Source organism: Actimicrobium sp. CCI2.3 (assembly GCF_035019065.1).
Classification (GTDB): Bacteria; Pseudomonadota; Gammaproteobacteria; order Burkholderiales; family Burkholderiaceae_D; genus Actimicrobium.
Map to the genome: position 1 here is coordinate 1 of NZ_JASJWR010000083.1, position 1,003 is coordinate 1,003.

Annotated in this window: 2 protein-coding genes; one reads left to right on the plus strand and one right to left on the minus strand. The window is 41.5% G+C overall.

What is annotated here, in order from left to right:
- Positions 1–256 precede the first annotated feature (256 nt).
- The gene (locus QN370_RS20530) at positions 257–706 is read left to right on the plus strand and encodes a lysozyme inhibitor LprI family protein (RefSeq protein ID WP_322127154.1); all 450 of its coding nucleotides are present in this window, start codon (positions 257–259) and stop codon (positions 704–706) included.
- Positions 707–798: 92 nt separating this feature from the next.
- On the opposite strand, the gene QN370_RS20535 is transcribed toward QN370_RS20530, so the two are convergent.
- Positions 799–1,003, minus strand: a 205-nt coding sequence (locus QN370_RS20535; RefSeq protein WP_323581825.1) for a hypothetical protein, incomplete at its 5' end; no start/stop codon positions are given.

The window sequence follows — 1,003 nt, forward strand, 5'->3', positions numbered from 1 at the left end:
TTTTTAGTCATGTAATTTCCTCAGTTAGCGGGAGTGTGCTCCCATTGAGGTGTCCGATTTCATTAGACCACTACAGTGTGACCCTCGTTTGAACCACGCCCCGCGCCCCTTTGTTTGGAACCTTTTTCACACTTTTACCACTCATGGGTCGTAAGCAAGTCAGTTGAACTAACTCCACGAAAGTTTTTTCTACTGCCCTACAACGGACAACAATTTTTAGAGTTGGTTCGTCATCAATACTTAACAGGAAATCGAAATGAAAAATGTGAAGCAAAGTGCGGCAGACGCTTTTAGTTCCTCGTTAGCTTACCAGCTACCAAAAAGTGTCTTTGTTTTATTATTTGGGTTAAGTAATTGCGTGATCGCAAGTGCAGATGATAATCCGTGCTTGACACAGAGTAGCTCAATGCAAAGTGCGCAATGTTTGGAAGAAAAACTGAAAACTGCAGAAGCAATGCTTGACTCAAGTTATCAAGATGCGCTGCATCACTTACCAGATACCAGTGATCGGGATATTCGAAAAACTAAAGAGCAACTTAAAAAAGCACAAAATGCATGGCTAGTTTATCGAAATGAACATTGTAATTACATGGGAGCGCTAAAGGGTGGTAGCAATATTTGGGTGACAATTTTCAGTTTGGAGTGCTCCCTACAAGAGACGGAAAGACGAATTGATTTTTTTTTACATTTGCCTACTAGTGGGTAACTTTAAATTTAACGCAATTACAACTTACATTAAGACTTAAGGAGCACTCAGATGCCAGGGCGGTCTCTAAACCGATGTCTCAAATCGCGGGTTCACTTTAAAACGAGCCGTTGTCGAGATCCCCTCGTCTTTTCCTGCTCTTTGTTTGGAACCTTTTCCACACTTTCACCACCCATGAATTGCAACCAAGTCAGTTGAACTAGCTCCAAGAAAGTTTTTTCTAAGGAACCGCTGAATAAAGCCGAACCCAAGAATGAAAATGGCTGATTCCGCCTCCAGCAAATTTTATTCTCGAAA